Below are 17,939 nucleotides of genomic sequence, written 5' to 3'. Positions count from 1 at the left end.
CTTGGCCCAGCATAGGGAGAGGGACTATGGCCAAAATCACTGGACTGGGCGGCATTTTTCACATTGTGAAGGATCCCAACGCAACGCGCAAATGGTATAAGGATTATCTGGGCCTTGATGGCGATTATGGGCCACAGCTTAACTGGTCAGAAGAGACGGGTGATGCACCTTATAGCCTGATAAGCCATTTCACTGATGGAGAATATCTTAAGCCCAGCAAGGCGCAATTCATGATCAATTTGCGGGTCGATAATGTCGCGGAATTTATTGAACAGCTAAAAGCCAAAGGCTTGGAAATATTAGGCCATGCGGATGAGGGCTATGGCGAGTTTGCCTGGATCATGGACCCTGATGGCATCAAGATTGAGCTATGGCAGCAAAAAGAAGCGCCATAAGAAACGATTCAGGCTTAACTGCTTTTGGACGCGCGAAATTTCAGTGCAGCACCGTTCATGCACCAGCGCTTGCCTGTTGGCTTTGGCCCGTCATTGAAGACATGCCCCAAATGGCCGCCGCATCGCTTGCACAATACTTCAGTGCGCGGAATACCCAGCAGATAATCCGGCCGCAACAAAACAGCGCCCTTTAAAGGTTCGGTAAAACTCGGCCAGCCGGAAAAACTCTCATATTTTGTACGGCTTGAATATAAAGGCAAATCACAACCAGCGCATAAAAATGTGCCTGCGCGCTTTTCCTTGTTGAGCGGACTTGTCCATGCCCGCTCAGTGCCAGCTTCACGCAATACATAATATTGCAGCGGCTCTAGCTCTTTGCGCCATTGCGCTTCGCTTTTGGTGATCGCAAAGCCGGGTTTACCTTCAGCAGCAAGAGATCGCGCCGATGCCAGACCGCCACCAAAAACGGCAAAACTTACCGCCAAAGTGCCAGCTCCTGCCAGTCCACCCAACACAATTCGTCTATCGCTGTTCATGCTATTCCTGCACCATATCTATCAAACTCAATCATATATTCGTCAGAACACGCTGAAAAGTTACACAAATATTGGCAGGATTATAGGGATCAATATTTGCTCAGCTGCACTTTCATAGAGCGATAGCCATGCACGAAACAGGCATGGACGCGTTCAATATCACCCAGCACATTCACCTGCATCCGCCGCGCCGCCATTTCCTCTAGCAAGATGCGGATTTGCAATTCGGCCAATCGCGCACCGACACAGCGATGAATGCCATAGCCAAAGGCCAGATTGCGCCGTGCATTCTGTCGATCGACAATAATCTTGTCTGCATCATCAAAAACCGTCTCATCACGGTTGGCCGAAATATACCAAAGAACGAGCTTGTCACCTTTTGCGATTTTATGGCCAAATAATTCCGTGTCTTCCGTCGCTGTACGCCGCATATGCGCTAGCGGCGTTTGCCAACGTATGATTTCCTGTACAGTGTTGGGGATAAGGTCTGGATTTTCCTGCAATTTCTTGCGTTGATCGGGGAATTTGTCGAGGCCATAGGCAAGGCCGGACATTGTGTTGCGGGTCGTGTCATTACCGCCGACGATCAGCAGTACCAGATTGCCCATAAACTCCATCGGGTCCATTTGGCTCATCGCTTCGCTATGGATCATCATGGACAGCAAATCGGGTGTCGGCTCGCTGTTAAGACGGGCATTCCAAAGCTGCTGAAAATATGCGCCCATTTCATGCAATATGCCCTGGCGCTTGCTGTCTAACTCAGGCGCAAGTGACAGTTCGACATCACCTGCCCAATCGGACCAGAATGTCAGCAGGCGCCTGTCTTCCCAGGGAAAACCAAATAACAGCGCGAGCATCTGTGTGGTCAGCTCAATCGACACCTTATCCACCCAGTCAAAAGGTTGGTCCCAAGGCAGGCCGTCCAGCACTTCGCCTGTTCGCGCACGGATATCGCTTTCCAGCCTTTGCATTTCACGCGGGGTGAATGCAGGGGCAACGGTACGGCGCTGTCCAGTATGTTTGGGCCGGTCCATCGCAATAAACATAGGCAGCTGAAAGTCAGAATCCCAATCAGGATCGGTTATGGTGATGCCGCCATTTTTCACATCGGAGGAAAACAGTTCAGGCAAAGCCTCAATATGCTGGATCGCCTTATATCCAGAAATATTCCAATAGGGACCATAAGCTGAATCCTCGACCTTATTGATCGGCGCTTCAGCGCGCATTTGGCGAAAAGGCTCCTGCCAGCGGTCTTCGGCATAAAGGCTGGAGAGACTCACATCCCATTTTTCCGGATTGGCGGTGCCGGGCCGGTCATGCTTAGCAAAATAGTCGCGCAATGCATCAGCGGCTGTTGGTGATGTTGTTAAAGGCGGTGTCGCCTGAGTCGGCGCTGGCTGCGTGGCCATGGGGTGTCTCCTGTCATCCTCTCAAAGCCATGCCGGTCTTTGCCAGCTATGACTCATACCCCTAAATAGAGGTGGTTTTGACATGGTGCGCTTACTGACACAGATGTCAACACAGAATCGATGGAGCCTAACGAAATACGCCGCTTTTGCGCTATAACCGCTACGAAAAAGCTATTTCACTGCTTTTGCGGGCTTTCCCATACCCAGAAAAGCCAAAAAACCCGATTTTTTGGTTTGTGGGCCAGACTTCATAACATTGCGTTTGAAGATACCTGCGCCCATGCGGATGATCAGATAGGCCCAGCCCACCTGCCACGCCAGTGCAACAATATGTTGCAGCACATCGCCATCCTGCGCGGCCCGTGCCAACATGGCAAAAGGTGAGCTGAATGGAAAAAGAACAGCGCCCCATTCTACTGGTTCGCCCATTTTCGTCACCGAATATACCGCGATGAAAAATACCAAAACCTGCCCCATTGTCACTGGCATAGAGAGGGTTTGTACTTCGCGCACCGTGGTTGCCAAAGAACCGATGCCCAGAAAAAGTGAGCCAAGCAGCAAATAGGCCATAGAAAAATAGATGATGCCAAGCAGTATGAACAGTGGCCAGCCAATAGCAGGCACTGGCAGTTCTGGCAGACCACCGCCAAATATTGCGAGAACCAGAAAGATGGCACTGGCCCATACGGCAATACCAATCATCGCCATTGCCAGCATGGCAAACAGCTTGCCCAGGAAAATGGCATCAATCGGAATAGCAGCGGCCAATATCTCAATGATCTTGTTGGTTTTTTCTTCAACCAGATTGGACAATACCATACCGGCCAGCAGCATGGTCAACAAAAATAGCAGGGTTTGCGCAGCTTGCGCAGTCTTCAACTGTTGCTCCTGCTCGACCCCAACACTTTGCGCAACCTCGACAATGTCAATAGCGGTCAAATCACCAGCACTGGCCGTAGCGATATGGTCGATCAACAGGCTAAGTTCACCTTCCCAGCTACGAATAGCGTCAGGCGGCCCAGTTAAAATGGGCGATTCCAGACTGCCCGACAAAACCGCATCGACCTTGCCAGCATCTTTATATTCCCCGGCTAATAGCGCGGCGATCTGCGCCTGAGTATCGCTACGTACCGCCACCATGGTAAGCGCAGGCAGAGCGCGAAGACCGAGCCTTTCGCTCAAATCCTTATGCGCAACTTCCAGCAACTGCTGCTCTTCGCGGTCCATGACAATGGCAATACTCGGCTGGTCAATATCACGCTGTACCTGCCCAGCAAGGCCGCCAGCCGCAACCCCCAAGGCCACAGGAAAAAGCGGGCCAAGCAAAAAGAAAAAGAAGGTTTTGGAAAAGATAATCGCAGCGAAATCGCGTCGGGCAATGACCCAGGCTGCTCTTATGGTCTCGCTCATGCCTCATCCCCTTCTGGCTGATCCATTTGCGCAGCCGCTGCCTCACCAGCAATAGCGACAAAGGCATCATGCAAACCTGGCCGTTCGATAGCCAGCGATTCTATACCGGCATTTCCGTCTATCAACGCCTTGAGCAGTGGCTCAACACCGGTTTCGGGCAATGTGAAATTCCAATAGCGGCCTTCTGCCTGCGCTTCATCAGGCAGCGCTTTGCGCCATTCACCATCGCGCGAGCGCGTCTCCAGCCGTACCTGAGGCCGCAACCGGTCACGCGCGTCGCTAACTTTACCAGCAAAGGGCACTTTACCGCCCGCAATAATCGCCACATCTTCGCATAGACGCTCGGCATGGGCGATAACATGGGTGGAAAAGATCACAGTTACGCCGCTTTCGGCCTGAGCACGGATCAAGCCCTCAAGTTTTTGCTGGTTCAAGGCATCAAGTCCGGAAAACGGCTCATCAAGAATGATCAATTGGGGCTGATGTACAATGGTGCCCAAAAGCTGCACTGTCTGCGCCATGCCTTTGGAGAGCATCCGCACTTCTTTATCAATGGCATGGCTCAAACCAGCCTCTTCCAACAGTTCACGGCCACGCTTGCGCCCTTCAGCCAGCGGCAGACCGCGCAATGCCCCCATAAACGCAATGGCATCATAGGATTTCATCGCCGGATAAAGGCCGCGTTCTTCTGGCAAATAGCCAACCATATGTGCAACAGACAAAGGCCGTTCATGCCCCAATAAGCGGCACATACCAGCATCAGGCTCAATAATGCCCAATATCATCCGTAAAGTCGTGGTTTTGCCAGCACCATTTGGGCCCAAAATGCCCATGATACTGCCTTGCTCGACCGTCAGATCAATTCCGTCAACGGCGCGAAAATCATCAAAATTCTTGACAAGACCGCGCGCCTCAATGGCATAGTCTGGCAATGAACGCTCTCCTGAAAACTTTTCTGGTCATGCTGAAGGCTCATATGACAGCACGTCTTTACCCTGCGATAGCGCTCTAGCGTGGCAGACCGCAATAAAAAGTTAAGCGCCAGCGAATTTAGAGATGCTTTAACCGCACAAGCCAAAGCCATAGGCTTTGCTGATATCGGCATTGCTCCAGCAAATCTTGACCCATCAATTGGCAAACGTTTGCAACAATGGCTGAATGACGGGTGCCATGGCGATATGGTCTGGATGGAAAACCGTGCTGATCAGCGTGCGCACCCACAAACATTATGGAGTGATGTTCGTTCAGTGATTATGTTGGGTATGAGCTACGCCCCGCCGCATGATCCACTAGGCGATATTCATAAGCAGGATAATGGCCTGTTCTCGGTCTATGCGCAGGGCGGTGATTATCACAAATGGGTCAAAAAAGCGCTCAAGACTCTGGCAAGGTGGATAGTGGAAAATGAAGCGCGACTCCCATCTAAAAGCCTTGGAAAAGGTTCGCCGCAGATAAAGGTTTTTGTTGATACTGCGCCAGTGATGGAAAAGCCTTTGGCGCAAATGTCCGGACTGGGTTGGCAAGGAAAACACAGCAATCTGGTCAGCAAAAGCCACGGCAGCTGGTTATTTCTGGGTGCAATTTATACCAATTTGGAATTGCCTGCAGATCCGGCGGGCCAAGACCGTTGCGGCAGTTGCACGGCCTGTCAAAGCATCTGCCCTACCTCGGCCTTTATCGAACCATATCGGTTGGATGCGCGCAAGTGTATCTCTTACCTTACTATTGAGCATGATGGTCCTATCGCGCATCATTTGCGCAAACCTATGGGCAATCGGGTTTATGGCTGTGATGATTGTCTGGCCATCTGCCCATGGAACAAATTTGCCGATTCCGCACAAAGAAACCGCGCATTCCTGCCGCGTGCAGAATTTGTTCTGCCCGATTTGCACAGCCTGTTGACGCTGACCAAAAGTGACTTTGAAGTGGTTTTTGCTGGATCAGCAATTAAACGTATCGGGCGCAACCGCATGGTGCGCAACGCATGTATCGCCGCTGGAAATAGCGGCAACCACACACTGCTGCCAGACCTGACATTATTGCTAACAGATGAAAGTGCGATGGTGCGCGGCGCGGCCATATGGGCTTTGTGGCAAATTGATCCGCAGCACACCTTATCCTTAAAAGAGATATGGGAGAAGCAGGAGCAGGATACCTCTGTACTGGCGGAGTGGCAGCAGACGTGCCCAAGCGCAGTCGAGCTGGCCGCCTGATTGCCAATGACAAGCATTGCGATATTGCAGCACGCATCATAGAGGCGAGGATATGGATACTCTCTTTCAATCGCGCCGAAACTGGATCTTTGATCTGGACAACACCTTATACCACCCCAGACTGGCCATATTTGACAAAATTGATGCCAAAATGGGCGAGTTTATCGCAAATCTGCTCAATGTTGATTTGCCGCAAGCGCGCATTGTTCAAAAAGACTATTTCCGCGATCATGGCACCACGCTTGCCGGTCTGATGCGTTTTCATGATGTCGAGCCGCATCATTTTCTTGATTTTGTGCATGATGTCGATCTGTCAGCCATAAAACCACAACCCGAATTAGCAGCGCAAATTGCGGCCCTGCCGGGCGAAAAATATATTTTTACCAATGCCGATGCGCCCTATGCGCAAAAGGTGCTGGCCAGGCTTGGGCTGGATGGTCTGTTTACAGATGTGCATGATATCCATGCCACTGGCTATCAACCCAAGCCGGAAGCCAGTGCCTATACATCAATGCTAGACAGTTTTGGCATCGTGCCGGAAGAATCCGTATTTTTTGAGGATATGGCCCGCAATTTAAAGCCAGCAAACCAGATGGGCATGGCGACAATATGGATCAATAATGGCGCGGAATTGGGGGCGCATGATCACCATGATGACCATATTGATCTTACCGCCAATAGCATTGAGCAGGCATTAGATACTATTCATGCAATGTTTTAATGGCTTTGATCGCTATCATGATATGGCAAAGCAGATATTGCAGCCCTTGCAGTTTGATGAGAAGCCATTAGCTAGCAATCTATAGATTCATGCACCTCAATCGCGAGGAGCAGCCAGCACCAAAGCCAAAACCAAAGAAAGACTCAATGATGACCTCAAACGATCTTCAAAGCACCATCAATGCGGCATGGGATGCCCGCGATACGCTAGGCCATAGCACACAGGGTGCGGTTCGCGATGGCGTCAATGAAGCACTGGCACTGCTCGATTCAGGCGAAGCCCGTGTTGCGGAAAAGATAGGTGGAGACTGGCAGGTCAATCAATGGCTGAAAAAGGCTGTGTTGCTCTCTTTCCGCCTCAATGACAATGATGTGATGCAAGCTGGATCAGCCGGAGCGCCGGCCTATGACAAAGTGCCATCAAAATTTGAAGGTTGGAGCGAAAACAGCTTCCGCGATGCCGGTTTTCGTGTTGTGCCCGGCGCTGTAGCGCGTGCCGGCTCCTTTATTGGCAAGGGCGCTGTGTTGATGCCCAGCTTTATCAATATCGGTGCCTATGTAGATGAAGGCACCATGGTTGATACATGGGCAACCGTTGGCAGTTGTGCCCAGATCGGCAAAAACGTTCATATCTCTGGCGGCGCAGGCATTGGCGGAGTGTTGGAGCCATTACAGGCTGGCCCTGTCATCATCGAAGATGGTGCCTTTATCGGCGCACGCGCAGAAGTGGCCGAAGGTGTACGTGTGGGTGAGGGCGCCGTCTTATCAATGGGCGTCTATCTGGGCGCATCGACCAAAATCATTGACCGTGCAACAGGTGAAGTCCATCGCGGTTCTGTCCCGCCATATGCCGTCGTGGTTCCCGGCGCTTTGCCCGGCAAAGCCTTGCCCGATGGCACGCCCGGCCCATCATTATATTGTGCGGTTATCGTCAAAACCGTCGACGCGCAAACACGCTCCAAAACCGGCATCAATGAATTGTTGCGCGATTAAGTCAGTATAATCAGATGGCCCTATATCGGCCAACCAAGCAAAACAAAGGCCCCTGCTCATTGGACTGAACGGGGGCCTTTAACATATGTTCTATCTTTTGATCACCGATATGATGATCGCATTTTATCGGTAAAAAACATGATTCCCGACAGTACCAACACGTGTCAGACGCCATCTTGGCGAGATACGGCGGGCATGGAAGAACAAGGCATTGTCTACAGGGGTTGACCAGGCTTGTTGATCAGCAATCTGGGCGATAGCTTTGGCATTACGCCAAGCACGTGTGCCTGTGCGGATCCGAGGCATTCTTCCGCCACGGACAAAAGAAAATTGCCGTTTCTGATAAACAACACCGCAATAGCTGTTCGGAAAACGTGACGATTTCGCGCGGTTGATGACCACTTTGGCAACCGCTAGCTGACCCAATAAAGGTTCACCCTTTGATTCAAAATATACCGCGCCGGCCAGACAGCGCATCTCTTCACTCAGCTCAACCGCGCCATTTTGCAGGCTGACCAGCTCACGCAGCGACGCAGCAGTGTTTTCAGCTTCAGGTTCTTGCGCCAGCTCTTCTTCGCTGCGCTCAACATAGTCTTCAGGAAGCGCTTGTACGACTTCGCCTTCGACAAATGTAACGCCGCCTGATTGGCTGGGCGTATCTTGATTAGTCTGTTGATTATCAGCAACCGGTGTTGCCGTGTTTTGCGATTGCGCAGCCTCTTCGACAGGAATCAGGCCTGCCTGTGCTGACTGCTGGAATGCCAGACCGGCATCCGAATTAGCCAGAATTGAGAGTGTCGACGCAGCGATAGCGACCGCACTCGCGGCTTTAAGAACTTTGCTCATATTTTAACAAATATTGCGGTTAACCGACGCAGCGAAGTGATAGATATTCATCCTAATCTGGAAGCCCATGACATAAAATGCCGAATGGGAATGCACTACTCTGTTCTGTTCTCCGTCTGCGCGCTCATCACATATACCCAAATTCTGGTATAGCCTGTGGACGTTCTTGCCCAACAGGCGGATTGCCTACGTATTATCAATGAGAGCCCAAATACGGTTCACACATGGTAAGTCAACGAAAATGCTCCAATAGTCCGACGAGCCGTTTTTCATCTGCGATATCCAGTTCAATTACCCAAATATCACTGTCTCTTTGCCAGCGCCGATCAAGATAATCGGAGTATTTCTCTTTATTTTCAATATCTTGTTCTTGGATTATGGCCCATTTTCCAGGTTCATCAAAACTGGGCATTTGCTCAAAAAGGACAGGAATTCTGCCATTTCTTAGCCATTGTACCAATATCGCCCCGGATGTTTCATCACCTTTGCGAATCACTGTTGCAAAGCCACCTTGTTGCTCTGTCATTTGCCGCATAGCGCGGATTTTTACAGCGGCATTTAAGCGTGGTTCCAATGCCATGGTCTGTCCGTAGCTAGAGGTTTTGATAGCCGGGTAGGCCGCTCAACGCGATTCTCGATCGCATGAATGTGCCCGTGCCACGCGCTATTTCATCGCCTTCGCTATCGATTAAGCGTGATTCTGCAACCAATATGCGTTTCTTGCCACTGACCCAATGGCCCATGGCAATCAACTCTCCCTCTCTGACTGGCTTGGTAAAATGCAGGTTGAAAGCGGTTGTCAGCAAATAATGGTCGGTCACCAGTGAATTGGCGGCATAAAAGGCCGCATCGTCCAGCATTTTGAAATAAAGCGTGCCATGCGCAGCCCCAGCGGCATGGAACAATTCAGGGTTCACCAAAAAGCGAATCTCCGCCTTTCCCTTTCCGGTTACTGACAGGTGCGATTCGAAATAGCGATTGACTGGTGCCTTTGCATAGAGTGATTCCAAAGCACGGTAATGCGCTTCTGCCCCCGTGGCGTCTGCGTGCTTTTCGTTCCCACCCTCAACCATATCAGGCTGCGTTTTGCCGCAATTGTTCGCTGACCAATGCATAAGCTGTGCTGGCATTGGAAGCACCGCGCAATTGTTGCACCAGCGATTCTTTGCGCAACATGCGCGAAACATAGGCCAGAGCTTTTAAATGCGAAGCGCCTTGGGTTTCTGGAGATAATAGCGCCCAGACCAGATCAACAGGCTGCGCATCGACCGCACCATAATCGACAGGGTGCTGCAATTGCACAATCACGCTGACAGGCGCGGAAATGCCGGAAATGCGACCATGTGGAATAGCAATCCCGCGGCCAAAGCCGGTCGATCCCAAAGTCTCGCGTTCTGTCAAAGTTGCTTCACACACTATCGGATCAAGCCCGTAATTGCGCGAAAACTGTTCTGACAAAAAGGAAATCAGGGCTGGTTTATCAGAGATCCGCACGGCTGTAGAAACAGCATCCTCGGAAATCGCATCGAAATAGTCCGTCGCAAACATAATTCTACACCCACGGTCTGCCTGACCGCGTTAGGCCTCTCCTCGATTGATTATCCGCACCGCCTTCACCAGCTGGCTGCAACTCCCATTACAGCAAAGCGAGAGGCTTTTATCCGGCGCTTCAAATTAAGCGGGTTGGTCTATTGCTGGGGTTCTACCCACCCAATGGAGCCATCCGCGCGGCGGTAAACCATATTATGGACGCCAGTTCCAGCATTTTTGAAAAATAATGCTGCTGTGTCGCGCAAATCTAGCATCATCACAGCATCGGAAACGCTGGCTTCGGGTATATCAACGCGAGTCTCTGCAATAATGAGAGGCGCATCGGTAACCTCTTCTTCTGCAACACTTTCTTCAACCTCGGGGGCTGATTGAAAAACGGTATAGGCCGCCTCTTCTTCCTTCAGCGCATGCTGCATTTTCTCATGCCGATCTTTCAAACGGCGCATATAGCGGCGCAGCTGTTTTTCGATTTTGTCGGCTGCTTTGTCAAAAGATGGATGGGCCTCTTGCGCATTGCTTGACCCTTTGAGAATCAGGCCCTGCATCACATGCATCACAATATCGGCATTAAAACTGTCATGCGGGCCCCGACCAACAGTGACATGCGCTGAAATGGCACGATCAAAATATTTGCTGATAATGGCTGTTAAACGGTCAGAGACATGCTGTTGTAGTGCCTGCCCAATCTCTATTTGATGACCTGAGACGCGAATTTCCATGGCTAGGCTCCTTTTTCTATGTGCATGTTACGATCAATGTGCCGGATCTTCATATTCCGGCACATTGGTTTAATTCTTATTGATCGGCGGGACGGTTTCAGACGCATTTGCCAACCGGTGATGCGCAGCCAGCTTGTGCCAGGCCGGGTTATCAATAGCTTTGATAAATTCACCATGTGCCGCCAATTCATCATCACTGGGCCGAAACCGCCGTGGTTCACGAAAGATCCGGTTGGCGGCATATGCATTCATGCTGCCAGTAGATGATTCTGCGCCATCACCCTTAACATCATTATCTAGGCCCAAACCTATTTGGCGGCCGCCTGTAAGCTCAATATACACTTGGGTCAGCAGCTCTGCATCAAGCAATGCGCCGTGTTTTACCCGCTGACTGCGGTCGACACCATAGCGTGTACATAAAGCGTCCAGCGATGCCTGAGCGCCGGGATGTTTGGACCGCGCAATCGCCAGCGTATCAACCATCCGGTCATAGCTGATAGGCTTTACACCTGCCCATTCCAGCTCTGCGTTGAGGAATTTGAAATCAAAACTCGCATTATGCGCCACCAGATTGGCATCGCCCAGAAATTCGACAAGTTCTTGCGCTTTGGCAGCAAATAACGGCTTGTCTGATAGGAATTGATCAGACAGCCCATGAACCTCAAAGGCTCCTTGTGGCATCGCCTTTTGTGGGTTGAAATAGCAGTGATAGGTCCGCCCGGTTTCTACTCGGTCGATCATCTCAATGCAGCCAATTTCAACCATTCTGTCACCGCCATTAAGGCCGGGGTCAAAACCGGTTGTTTCCGTGTCGAAAACAATTTCTCTCATGTTTTTTATATTGTCCTAATCTTGCTCATCCGCAAGACTTTGTTGCAATTTCGCAATTAAATTTCGCACATCCTGCCGCGTTTCCTGCAACGTTGTTCCGGTATTGATGATATAGTCAGAACGGGCACGCTTTTCCTCATCCGGCAGTTGCAACCCCAATATATGGGCCAGCTTTTCATGCGTCATGCTCGGCCGCGCCAAAACCCGCTCTCGCTGGACATCGGCAGGCGCTGATACTGTGACAACAGAATCGACATTGTCTGCGCCGCCTTTCTCAAACAATAAGGGAATATCAAACAGGACTACCGGCGCATTCCTATTATCCTCCAGAAAGCGCATGCGGCTCATGCCGACTGCAGGGTGAATAATCGCCTCCAGCCTTTTGATAGCCTCTTTATTGCCCAACACCGCCTGAGAGAGCTTGGCGCGATCCACCCCTTTATCATCGGTGGTGCCGGGAAAGGCGGTTTCGATAGCAGCGATAATATTGGCATCATTTTTTTGCAGCCGGTGAACCTCTGCATCAGCATCGAATACAGGAATACCAGCCTCAGCAAACATCGCTGCCACCGTGGATTTACCCATGCCGATAGAACCGGTAAGCCCGATAATATGTGGCCTCTGGTCAGTATTTGCAGACATACCAGTCATCAGCTTTTTTGGTCCAAAGCAGCCAGCAGCTTTTTGCGCAAAGCCTGCGCAATAGCCGCATCATCGGGCACAGGCTGACCGAAAAAAAGCTCAAAAGCGATAGCCGCTTGCCCAATTAACATGGTTAAGCCGTCTATCGTCTCCAACTGCGCTTGACGTGCAGCGCCCAGCAAAGGTGTTTCCAGAGGGTTATAGACGAGATCATAGACTATAGAGTCAGGCGCGAGTTTGGACAGATCGAGATCAAGATTGCCATCAAAGCCTTTCATACCAAGCGGACTGGCATTCACCAGCAGATCAGCAGCGGGCAATGGCGCATCCATAGGCAGAACATCGCCCGACAAGCCAAATTGCCCGAGCAGACCCAATGCTTTGAGCGGTGAGCGCGCCAACAATGTTACCTTGCCAATATCAACCTGTTTCAAAGCGAACAGCACTGCGCGTGCAGCGCCGCCTGCTCCCAATATAATTGCATGACGACCGGATAAATCGGTCGCTGATAAAGGCGTGTAGAAACCACCCGCATCTGTGTTGGTTGCGCCTAGGCCATCATCTTCCAGCCGGAATATAGTGTTGGCCGCACCGATTGCACTGCGCACATCGCCAGGGTCCGCAACATGATCCAATATGGCCAATTTGTGCGGCAAAGTAACATTGCAGCCGCGCCAATTCGGGTCTTCTTTGCGCGCTTCCAAATAACCTTGCAATTGGTCTGGTGTCACATGTTTTGCACGGTAATCAGCTGCAATTCCCAATGCCTCCAGCCAATGTCCATGGATTAGCGGCGAAAGACTTTGAGCAATAGGGTCGCCAATAACCTCTGCATAAGGGCCTGTTTTTGTAGCTGCTTGGTTTGTCATGACGGCATAATTCCTCTGATGCGCAAATAGCCAAGAAGCGGCAATAATGGCATCCCCATAATGGCAAAATGGCTGCCCTCAATACGGTTGAACAATTGTGCGCCCTCTTCTTCTATGCGGTAACATCCCACGCAATAGCTCACATCATCCCAGTGACGATCAAGATAGTCATCAATAAAAGCATCACTAAGTGGCCGCATCAGCATTTTGACCTCTTCAACCGCGCGCCACACCGGTTCGCCATTCTCATAGATTACCGCAGCACTGAGCAATATGTGTTTCTGACCGGAAAGCCGTTGCAGACTATATTTTGCCTGTTCACGATTATCCGCCTTGTTTATCAATTCACCATTGGCGAGCGCGAGCACCTGATCACAGCCCAGCACCATAGTGTCATCATGCTTCAGGGCAGCCTTGCGCGCTTTGCCCTCTGCCAGAGCATCAGCAATATCGCGTGGCTTAGCGCCTTGCGCAATCATAGCTTCCGTCAACGCATCCTCGTCGAAAGCGACTTGTGTGGTTGTAAAAGGAACATGAGCCGCAGCGAGCATTGCCCGCCGTGCAGCACTTTGCGATGCCAGAACCAGTGTCACGATGGGGGAACGTCCCCATTTTTGACCGCAAGCTGGTTCTTCGCATTTTGCTCATTAACCAAATTGATGATGGCAGCCGCCGTTTCCTCAATTGAGCGGCGGGTAACATCAATAACGGGCCAACCATTATCGCCAAACATGCGCCGCGCATACATGACTTCCTGCTTGACCTGTTCCATATCAACATAATCGGTTTCTGGGGCTTGATTGAGCGACAAAAGCCGGTTGCGGCGTACCTGTATCAATCGGTCAGCATTGGTGGTGAGCCCAATGACTTGAGGGTGTTTAAGGTTGAACAAAAGATCAGGCGGCGGCGATTCCGGGACAATGGGAATATTGGCGACCTTATAACCGCGATTGGCAAGATAGATGCTGGTCGGTGTTTTGGAAGTGCGCGAAACACCGGCCAGTATAATGTCTGCTTCTTCCCAATTCTCCCATGCAATGCCGTCATCATGGGCAATGGTGAACTGAATCGCATCCACACGTGCAAAATAGGCGGAATCAAGCACATGCTGACGTCCGGGACGCGCTTTTGCCGCCTGCCCAAGCATATTGGACAGCGCATCAGTCACAGCATCCATGGCTGCGACAGATGGCAGCCCCATTTTGCGGCACTGGCTTTCCAGCTTCCGGCGAATATCGGGGTTGACCAATGTGAACAGGACAAGACCAGGATTTGCCGCAACCTCTGTCAAAATACGGTCCAAATGGCTTTCCATCCGCACCATGGGCCAGAAGTGCTTTATCACCTCGACACCCTCAAATTGCGCAAGGACGGCTTTGGCAATATTTTCCAGAGTTTCGCCAGTAGAGTCCGACAAAAGGTGCAAATGCAATTGTTTCATAATATATTGGCCAAGCTGTTAAGGGGTGACCATAGGGTGCGGGCGCAGGGTCATCAAGCATTGCCGTAACAACGCTGTGCCAGAATCTGTTTTCGAAACATGCAAGCGCTCAACCCTGTGTGCACCCTGTTGATAAAGCTGATGATCAAATATCCTGCGATATTTATCATCGCTATCATCTTATTTTCCCCAAGCCTTCTCCACAGGAACAATTTTGATAAACAGCCTGTTAATTACGGGTATAAGTTTTGCGACTCTGCTAAAAAATTGACAGGCCGCAGAGTCAATATGTTTAGAAAAATTGCATGAAAGGGCTATCCCGCTCACCAACGCTCCTATAAACATCATCATGAATCTTTAATATATATAATGAGATAGAGAGAAGAGATGAATCGTAACTCGCTAATCCTGAGACAGTTAAAGGGTGAACGTACAGAGAAGCGCCCTGTTTGGCTCATGCGTCAGGCTGGCCGTTATCTGCCGGAATATCGTGAGTTACGCGCACAAAAAGGCGGATTTTTAGAGCTTGTTTATGACAGTCAGGCCGCTGCTGAGATCACGATGCAGCCCATTTGGCGCTTTGGTTTTGATGCTGCCATTTTGTTTGCCGATATTTTGATGATCCCGCACGCCATGGGCCAAAATTTGAAATTTACAGCAGGTGAGGGGCCACGTCTTTCCCCAAGGCTGATAGAAAGCGATCTTAAAGCGCTGGAAGCTATGCCACAGCGGCTTGAACCCATTTATGAGACTGTGAGGCTGGTCCGCGCCCAATTGGATGCTGACAAGGCCTTGCTGGGCTTTGCTGGCTCACCATGGACGGTAGCAACATATATGGTGCATGGTGAGGGCAGCCGCGACCAGACGGAAACACGCTTACATGCTTATCAGAATGAAGCGGGTTTTGCCGAACTTATCGCCGCCATTACGCAGCAGACTATCAACTATCTGTCGCAACAAATTACAGCCGGCGTTGATTCCGTACAGCTGTTCGACAGTTGGGCCGGCAATTTGTCACCAGCCCAATTTGAACGCTGGGTGATCGCGCCCAATGCAGAAATTGTGGCAGCGTTGAAAACCATGCATCCTGACACGCCAATCATCGGTTTTCCTAAAGGTGCTGGCGGTAAATTGCCTGCATATGCGCGCGAAACCGGTGTCGATGCATTGGGGTTGGATGAGACAGTAGACCCTGTTTGGGCACATAATGTTTTGCCTGATGGTTTGCCAGTGCAGGGCAATCTTGACCCATTGGCATTGCTGACCGGTGGGCATGCTTTGGATAGCGCAATAACAAATTGCCTTGAAGCGCTATCGGGCAGACCTCATATCTTTAATCTGGGCCATGGCATTATAAAAGAAACGCCAATTTCCCATGTCGAAACCCTAATGGCGCGTTTGCAAGGGTGAATGGAAATCTAGCCGCTTGCCGAGGAGGACAATTTGGTTGATATATTGGCCATGTTATATCTCTGGCTAAAATCTGCGCATCTTATTTTTGTTATCTTCTGGATGGCAGGGTTATTCATGCTGCCCCGCTTTTTCGTTTATCATCAAGAGAGTGAAAAAGGCAGTTTGGAAGATCAGAAATGGATTGAGCGCGAGACACGGCTGTGCAAAATCATACTGAACCCTTCACTGATTATCGTCTGGGTTTTGGGCCTGCTGCTTGCTTGGGAAACAAAGGCCTATCTTTATGGCTGGTTCCACGCAAAATTGCTGTTCGTCATTTTGCTGAGCATTTATCATATGTGGATGGCAGGCTATGCCAAAAAGCTGGCGCGCGGCGAATGGACGATGAGCGGCAAAACTTTGCGGCTGGTCAACGAAGTACCAGGTGTAACCGCAGCAATTATTGTGATCCTGGTTATTGTTCAGCCATTCTGATAATTGCAAAATTGCTAAAGCCGGTTAGAAGTAAAGCAGCTTCGGATTGACAATTTGCGGTGATATCAGTATTTCTACAGCATTATCGGCGCAACGTCCTGTTGCGGCCTGACCTTCATATAAAAATTGCAAGCGGCGTCCTGACGCTGTTGCCAAATTGCTATGAAGCTAATCCGTCAGTCAGTTACGCCCACCCTGTTTTGATCATGGAAAAACCACGATGCATTTAAAAGAATTGAAAGAGAAAAAACCCGCTGAACTCGTCACCATGGCTGAAGAGCTGGGTGTAGAGGGTGCATCAACCATGCGCCGCCAAGACATTATGTTCGGCATATTGAAGCAGTTGGCTGAAGATGGCGAACAGATTATGGGTCTGGGCACTATTGAAGTGTTGACCGATGGTTTTGGCTTTTTGCGCTCACCAGAGGCCAATTATCTGGCCGGCCCCGATGATATTTATGTTTCGCCCAATCAGGTACGCCGCTTTGGTTTGCGCACGGGTGACACCGTTGAAGGGGAAATTCGCGGGCCGCGTGATGGCGAGCGCTATTTTGCGCTGACCAAACTGACGCAGGTTAATTTTGAAGATCCTGAAGCGGTGCGCACTCGGGTGAATTTCGACAATCTTACTCCGCTTTATCCGGATCAGAAATTGTCTTTGGACAATTCAGACCCGACCGTAAAAGATAAATCGGCCCGTGTGATCGACATTATTTCGCCGCAAGGTAAGGGCCAGCGCGCGTTGATCGTTGCGCCGCCGCGTACGGGTAAAACCGTATTGCTGCAAAATATTGCTAAAGCAATCACGGATAATCATCCCGAGGTCTATTTGCTAGTCCTGTTGATCGATGAACGGCCGGAAGAAGTGACGGATATGCAGCGTTCGGTCAATGGTGAGGTGATCAGCTCAACTTTTGATGAGCCAGCGAGCCGTCACGTACAAGTTGCTGAAATGGTTATAGAAAAAGCCAAACGCTTGGTCGAGCATAAGCATGATGTGGTGATTTTGCTGGACTCCATCACACGTCTGGGGCGCGCTTATAACACTGTTGTTCCATCCTCGGGCAAAGTGCTGACCGGCGGTGTTGATGCCAATGCATTACAGCGGCCAAAACGCTTTTTCGGTGCAGCGCGGAATATTGAAGAGGGCGGTTCGCTTTCCATCATTGCTACCGCTTTGATCGATACCGGCAGCCGTATGGACGAAGTGATCTTTGAAGAGTTTAAAGGCACGGGCAACTCAGAAATCGTACTCGATCGCAAAGTCTCTGATAAGCGGATATTCCCTGCGCTTGATGTTGGCAAATCCGGCACGCGTAAAGAGGAAATTCTGGTTGAGAAAGATACGCTCAGCAAGATGTGGGTCTTGCGCCGTATTCTGATGCAAATGGGCACCGTCGATGCAATGGAATTCCTGCTCGATAAAATGAAAGATTCAAAGAGCAATGAAGACTTTTTTGACAGCATGAATCAATAA

The 17,939-nt window shown here is 50.5% G+C and carries 21 protein-coding genes; 7 read left to right on the top strand and 14 right to left on the bottom strand.

Annotated features, from left to right (window positions below; translation table 11 throughout):
• The first annotated feature begins 26 nt into the window (after positions 1-26).
• On the top strand, positions 27-395 hold the full coding sequence (locus tag ACR9YC_RS00180) for a VOC family protein (RefSeq protein ID WP_438728530.1): 369 nt from the start codon (positions 27-29) through the stop codon (positions 393-395).
• 14 nt (positions 396-409) lie between these two features.
• On the opposite strand, the gene msrB is transcribed toward ACR9YC_RS00180, so the two are convergent.
• The 4 genes from msrB to ACR9YC_RS00160 all read right to left on the bottom strand — a co-directional run bounded on the left by msrB (position 410) and on the right by ACR9YC_RS00160 (position 4,682).
• Positions 410-931, bottom strand: a complete 522-nt coding sequence (msrB, locus tag ACR9YC_RS00175) for a peptide-methionine (R)-S-oxide reductase MsrB (protein ID WP_438728528.1) — start codon at positions 929-931, stop codon at positions 410-412.
• Positions 932-1,020: 89 nt separating this feature from the next.
• Positions 1,021-2,340: a cytochrome P450 gene (locus ACR9YC_RS00170; RefSeq protein ID WP_438728526.1), complete on the bottom strand. Its 1,320-nt coding sequence runs from the start codon at positions 2,338-2,340 to the stop codon at positions 1,021-1,023.
• A 171-nt stretch (positions 2,341-2,511) separates the two neighbouring features.
• Positions 2,512-3,750: an ABC transporter permease gene (locus tag ACR9YC_RS00165; RefSeq protein WP_438728523.1), complete on the bottom strand. Its 1,239-nt coding sequence runs from the start codon at positions 3,748-3,750 to the stop codon at positions 2,512-2,514.
• Positions 3,747-4,682 (bottom strand): ABC transporter ATP-binding protein, encoded by a 936-nt coding sequence (locus tag ACR9YC_RS00160; protein ID WP_438728521.1) that lies wholly within the window; start codon positions 4,680-4,682, stop codon positions 3,747-3,749. The genes ACR9YC_RS00165 and ACR9YC_RS00160 overlap by 4 nt, the downstream gene beginning before the upstream one ends.
• Positions 4,683-4,763: 81 nt before the next feature.
• Here ACR9YC_RS00160 and queG point away from each other — a divergent pair, with 81 nt between their 5' ends.
• The 3 genes from queG (at position 4,764) to dapD (ending at position 7,676) form a co-directional block, all read left to right on the top strand.
• Positions 4,764-5,963 (top strand): tRNA epoxyqueuosine(34) reductase QueG, encoded by a 1,200-nt coding sequence (queG, locus tag ACR9YC_RS00155; protein ID WP_438728519.1) that lies wholly within the window; start codon positions 4,764-4,766, stop codon positions 5,961-5,963.
• A 52-nt stretch (positions 5,964-6,015) separates the two neighbouring features.
• Positions 6,016-6,684, top strand: coding sequence for a pyrimidine 5'-nucleotidase (locus ACR9YC_RS00150; RefSeq protein ID WP_438728517.1), 669 nt, complete (start codon positions 6,016-6,018; stop codon positions 6,682-6,684).
• A 149-nt stretch (positions 6,685-6,833) separates the two neighbouring features.
• Positions 6,834-7,676: a 2,3,4,5-tetrahydropyridine-2,6-dicarboxylate N-succinyltransferase gene (dapD, locus tag ACR9YC_RS00145; RefSeq protein WP_438731865.1), complete on the top strand. Its 843-nt coding sequence runs from the start codon at positions 6,834-6,836 to the stop codon at positions 7,674-7,676.
• Positions 7,677-7,799: 123 nt separating this feature from the next.
• Here the strand turns inward: dapD and ACR9YC_RS00140 are convergent, their stop codons facing one another.
• The 10 genes from ACR9YC_RS00140 to ACR9YC_RS00095 form a co-directional block, all read right to left on the bottom strand.
• A complete protein-coding gene (locus ACR9YC_RS00140; RefSeq protein ID WP_438728515.1) occupies positions 7,800-8,522 on the bottom strand; it encodes a cell wall hydrolase in 723 nt (240 codons plus the stop codon).
• Positions 8,523-8,754: 232 nt separating this feature from the next.
• Entirely contained in the window at positions 8,755-9,102 is a 348-nt protein-coding gene (locus tag ACR9YC_RS00135; RefSeq protein ID WP_438728513.1) for a DUF1491 family protein, read from the bottom strand.
• Positions 9,103-9,115: 13 nt separating this feature from the next.
• Positions 9,116-9,595 (bottom strand): PaaI family thioesterase, encoded by a 480-nt coding sequence (locus ACR9YC_RS00130; protein WP_438731862.1) that lies wholly within the window; start codon positions 9,593-9,595, stop codon positions 9,116-9,118.
• A 1-nt stretch (position 9,596) separates the two neighbouring features.
• On the bottom strand, positions 9,597-10,070 hold the full coding sequence (locus ACR9YC_RS00125) for a PTS sugar transporter subunit IIA (protein WP_438728511.1): 474 nt from the start codon (positions 10,068-10,070) through the stop codon (positions 9,597-9,599).
• A gap of 140 nt (positions 10,071-10,210) precedes the next feature.
• Complete coding sequence (gene hpf / locus ACR9YC_RS00120; protein WP_438728509.1) at positions 10,211-10,792, bottom strand: ribosome hibernation-promoting factor, HPF/YfiA family; 582 nt, start codon at positions 10,790-10,792, stop codon at positions 10,211-10,213.
• A gap of 69 nt (positions 10,793-10,861) precedes the next feature.
• A complete protein-coding gene (gene dnaQ, locus ACR9YC_RS00115) occupies positions 10,862-11,623 on the bottom strand; it encodes a DNA polymerase III subunit epsilon (RefSeq protein WP_438728507.1) in 762 nt (253 codons plus the stop codon).
• Positions 11,624-11,638: 15 nt separating this feature from the next.
• Positions 11,639-12,274 (bottom strand): dephospho-CoA kinase, encoded by a 636-nt coding sequence (gene coaE, locus ACR9YC_RS00110; RefSeq protein WP_438728505.1) that lies wholly within the window; start codon positions 12,272-12,274, stop codon positions 11,639-11,641.
• The gene (gene aroE, locus ACR9YC_RS00105) at positions 12,274-13,134 is read right to left on the bottom strand and encodes a shikimate dehydrogenase (RefSeq protein WP_438728503.1); all 861 of its coding nucleotides are present in this window, start codon (positions 13,132-13,134) and stop codon (positions 12,274-12,276) included. Before aroE ends, coaE begins: the two co-directional genes overlap by 1 nt.
• Positions 13,131-13,685: a Maf family protein gene (locus ACR9YC_RS00100; protein WP_438731860.1), complete on the bottom strand. Its 555-nt coding sequence runs from the start codon at positions 13,683-13,685 to the stop codon at positions 13,131-13,133. Before ACR9YC_RS00100 ends, aroE begins: the two co-directional genes overlap by 4 nt.
• A 38-nt stretch (positions 13,686-13,723) precedes the next feature.
• Positions 13,724-14,575, bottom strand: coding sequence for a pyruvate, water dikinase regulatory protein (locus tag ACR9YC_RS00095; RefSeq protein WP_438728501.1), 852 nt, complete (start codon positions 14,573-14,575; stop codon positions 13,724-13,726).
• A gap of 387 nt (positions 14,576-14,962) precedes the next feature.
• Between ACR9YC_RS00095 and hemE the strand changes: the two genes are divergently transcribed.
• The 3 genes from hemE (at position 14,963) to rho (ending at position 17,939) form a co-directional block, all read left to right on the top strand.
• Positions 14,963-15,985 (top strand): uroporphyrinogen decarboxylase, encoded by a 1,023-nt coding sequence (hemE, locus tag ACR9YC_RS00090; RefSeq protein ID WP_438728499.1) that lies wholly within the window; start codon positions 14,963-14,965, stop codon positions 15,983-15,985.
• A 51-nt stretch (positions 15,986-16,036) separates the two neighbouring features.
• Entirely contained in the window at positions 16,037-16,462 is a 426-nt protein-coding gene (locus ACR9YC_RS00085; protein WP_438731857.1) for a CopD family protein, read from the top strand.
• 220 nt (positions 16,463-16,682) lie between these two features.
• The gene (gene rho / locus ACR9YC_RS00080; RefSeq protein ID WP_438728497.1) at positions 16,683-17,939 is read left to right on the top strand and encodes a transcription termination factor Rho; all 1,257 of its coding nucleotides are present in this window, start codon (positions 16,683-16,685) and stop codon (positions 17,937-17,939) included.

It is taken from the genome of Parasphingorhabdus sp. DH2-15 (assembly GCF_051668705.1).
Classification (GTDB): domain Bacteria; phylum Pseudomonadota; class Alphaproteobacteria; order Sphingomonadales; family Sphingomonadaceae; genus Alterisphingorhabdus.
Note: the sequence above shows the minus strand (reverse complement) of the source record. Positions and strands in the feature narration are given on the sequence as shown.